General features: G+C 45.2%; 3 protein-coding genes. 2 read left to right on the forward strand and 1 reads right to left on the reverse strand.

Annotated features, from left to right (window positions below; translation table 11 throughout):
- Window positions 1-401 (reverse strand): tRNA adenosine(34) deaminase TadA (gene tadA, locus QZL64_RS10345; RefSeq protein WP_296309542.1); only part of this gene is annotated, 401 nt, incomplete at its 3' end.
- Between the two features lie 435 nt (window positions 402-836).
- Here tadA and QZL64_RS10350 point away from each other — a divergent pair.
- Together QZL64_RS10350 and QZL64_RS10355 are read left to right on the forward strand one after the other, a co-directional pair.
- A complete protein-coding gene (locus QZL64_RS10350; RefSeq protein ID WP_021841923.1) occupies window positions 837-2,120 on the forward strand; it encodes a hypothetical protein in 1,284 nt (427 codons plus the stop codon).
- A 301-nt stretch (window positions 2,121-2,421) separates the two neighbouring features.
- On the forward strand, window positions 2,422-3,528 hold the full coding sequence (locus QZL64_RS10355; protein WP_021841924.1) for a phosphatase domain-containing putative toxin: 1,107 nt from the start codon (window positions 2,422-2,424) through the stop codon (window positions 3,526-3,528).
- The last annotated feature ends 108 nt before the right edge of the window (window positions 3,529-3,636 follow it).

Here is a 3,636-nt window from a genome sequence, read left to right on the forward strand (position 1 = left end):
TCAGCCATAACCCCGCTTAAAATCTCAGGCTCGTGATTCAAGCCCGGATGGGTCAGTACATTAAATAAAGACTCTACAGCGCCTCCTTTGTAATCGCTACTGCCATATACAACACGGTCAATCCGGCTGTTAATAATGGCTCCGGCGCACATCGGACACGGTTCTATAGTAACATAAAGCGTGCAACCGGTCAACCGCCAACGGTCAAGTATTTCACAAGCTTCGCGAATGACTAAAATCTCCGCATGAGCCGTTGCATCGTGATCTAATTCACGGCGATTATGATGACGCGAAATAATCTCGCCATCCTGGACAATAACGGCACCGATGGGAATCTCGCCAAGGTCATAGGCTTTTTTTGCTTCTTGTAAAGCTTCCTGCATATATTCTGCATCCGTCATAACCTACCTCCTTAAGCTTAACTCACGACTTATTACCGCGCATAACCATTATTGTAATTTTATCCGATTATGGGGTTCCAACAGGTCACCAAATTTGAACCGTATCTATTGTATCATGGTTTTTAGGTTTATTAAATAAAAACTTCCTACTGTTATACGGAAAAATTTTTCCTTATATATATAAATAACATCTAATATTCTTATTCATTTCCTATACATCCAAATTTCACTGTAATTTCACGAATTTTACATACAAATTTCATAATTCCCCTGTATGCTATACCCATAGCAGAAAACTAAAACTCCAATCCGAGTTTCCAAAATTAGATGAAGACGAAATTGGTAACGTTACTAAAAAGATTTCGTTATTCCATGATTGAGTTACAAAAAGTTCTGCTACACTATCTCTCGTTAATATAGCAAAGGAGTCTTAGTATGAAAAAATCGACTCAGAATTTATTGAGAAAGGTTGCTTTGCTAGGTGTTCTAGGCGGCACCCTTTGGGGTACCTCAATAGCTGCTGAGCCGGCTGCAACACAACAAGCAACCACAACTCACGTAACAACCGCTAGTGCCGGTATAGAGGGCCCTCAAACGGCAACCGTACAAGATGACGGTTCCAATAGCCCTACCATTTATGACAGAATGTTACGCGCCCGTTCCATGGCTCGTAACCAGGTAGAAGCTAATACCGCTATCTTCTTGATGCCGGAAGCTAACTACGGCGCTAATCGCACCAATGCCGGTCAAATGCCAAATGCCTACGACCGCCAATCCCATCGTGGTCAGGAACGCCAGTATCAGCCAAATGGCGACAACAGAATGCAACCGCAAGCTAATGAACAGGGTTCCGAGCAAGGTCAACGCATGGAACGCCACAGCCAACCTCCTATGATGAATGACCAAAATGGTCGTCAAGGTCAGCCGCCTATGGGTCAACCTCCTATGATGCATGACCGGGATGGTCATCAAGGTCAACCTCCTATGGGCCAACCTCCTATGATGAATGACCAAAATGGTCGTCAAGGTCAGCCTCCTATGGGACAACCTCCTATGATGCATGACCGGGATGGTCATCAAGGTCAACCTCCTATGGGCCAACCTCCTATGATGAATGACCAAAATGGTCGTCAAGGTCAGCCTCCTATGGGACAACCTCCTATGATGCATGACCGGGATGGTCATCAAGGTCAACCTCCTATGGGCCAACCTCCTATGATGAATGACCAAAATGGTCGTCAAGGTCAGCCTCCTATGGGACAACCTCCTATGATGCATGACCGGGATGGTCATCAAGGTCAACCTCCTATGGGCCAACCTCCTATGATGAATGACCAAAATGGTCGTCAAGGTCAGCCTCCTATGGGACAACCTCCTATGATGCATGACCGGGATGGTCGTCAAGATCAGCCTCCTATGGGACAACCTCCTATGATGCATGACCGGGATGGTCGTCAAGGTCAGCCTCCTATGGGGCAACCTCCTATGATGGGTGGCCAAGGTGGTCCGCAGGGTATGCCTCCTATGGGACAGCCTCCTATGATGGGCGGTCAAGGTGGTCCGCAGGATATGCCTCCTATGGGACAGCCTCCTATGATGGATGGTCAAAAACATCATGAAGGCCCGCATCATAATGACAAAAAGCATATGAAAAAGTACGACAACAACCGTCAGTACGAACATGCAACCCCGACTTCCTACACGGATGTCAATTTCTAAGAAATATCTCCTTTTTAAGCTTTCTCAAACACACACGTAAAAACCAACACAACTAAATAAACTCTCAACACACAACACACAAACACACAAACACACAACACACAAACACACAACACACAACACACAACAAAAAAGCCTGTGGATTCTAGGATTTGCAGGCTTTTTTGCTTTATTCCCTTATCGCCGTATTCTTCAACGCAACATACGCTATTCCTCCCAAATATGTTATACTTAAGAAACCCCATATAAGTTTTCAGGGTATTACAAGCATATTTTCAAATGATATAGAAAGAGTATTCTTATGAGATCAAAATCAAACTCCATTTGGCAACGCGCCGCCATGATGACTATCATCGGCACCACGCTATACGGCACCGCTTTTGCGAGCGAAGCTGTTTTGCCAAAAGAAGCCATCCCGCGCCTGCAATTGCCGACACAGGAAACGCTCTTAGAGAGTAAAAATGAACACCAAAAAACTTCCAAAGCCGTCGCCAAGCAGACTCAAGCGGCGATAAATCCCAATCAGTTATATGCCGATAAACGTTTGATTAACCCTTATACGGCGTATATGTGGCGCGAAGATAACGAAAATACGGCTACTTTACCTCCGGCTTTTCGCACGTCTCGCGACCGTTTTAAAACAGATCCCAATTTACCTACCCGCAAGGGCTTGGATACCTTAAATATCTCCGGCAGTTCTCAGCCATCGGCGGAGCAATTGGCACAAATCGCCAATACCTTGCGCACCAAGACCGACGGTCCGATTTATGTAGTGAACTTACGCCAAGAAACTCACCTTTTTGTAAACGGAATTCCTGTGAGTCACTATGGCAAACGCAACTGGGGCAATGTGGGCAAATCCTATCAAACTATCATCAATGAAGAGCGGGACTACGCCAATAAATTGGTAAATACGGCCCTTCCTATCGCTTCTTTAGATGCGAATAAAAACGCCATTAACGAACAGACGCTTACAGTTACATCAGCCAAAACCGAGGAAACAATAGCCAAAGAATTGGGCTTACGCTATGTGCGCTTTACCGCTACCGATCACACCTGGCCGGATGAAGCCTCCATCGATCGTTTTATTGCTTTTTACAAAACACTACCAAAGAACGCATGGCTCCACTTCCACTGCGAGGCCGGCAAAGGCCGTACCACTGCCTTTATGGCTATGTATGACATTATGAAAAACCCGGATATACCGTTAGCCGATATTTTAGCGCGCCAGCAGTTGATTGGTGGCAATAATGTGGCGGCTACATCCGATAAAGATACTTGGAAGGCTCCCTATTACGAGGAAAAAGCGGTTATGATTAACAAGTTCTATCGCTATGTACAGCAAAATTATCAGACAGGCTTTGAACTCAGTTGGAGCGAATGGTTAAATCCAAAGCCTCAGCCGTAGCAAGGTTATTTTGCCAAAAACTCCGCGCAAAACTTAATACGCGCAGTGCTAACTAACATGGACATAAAAAAACTCCGGCCTATAGGACATTTTGAGTTGGTTTTTAGA

The organism is Veillonella sp. CAG:933 (assembly GCF_000431435.1).
Classification (GTDB): Bacteria; Bacillota; Negativicutes; order Veillonellales; family Veillonellaceae; genus Veillonella_A.

Bases quoted from the DNA above. Each gene is read 5' to 3' on its own strand.
- QZL64_RS10350 (WP_021841923.1), top strand. From the start codon at position 837: ATGAAAAAATCGACTCAGAATTTATTGAGAAAGGTTGCTTTGCTAGGT.
- QZL64_RS10355 (WP_021841924.1), top strand. From the start codon at position 2,422: ATGAGATCAAAATCAAACTCCATTTGGCAACGCGCCGCCATGATGACT.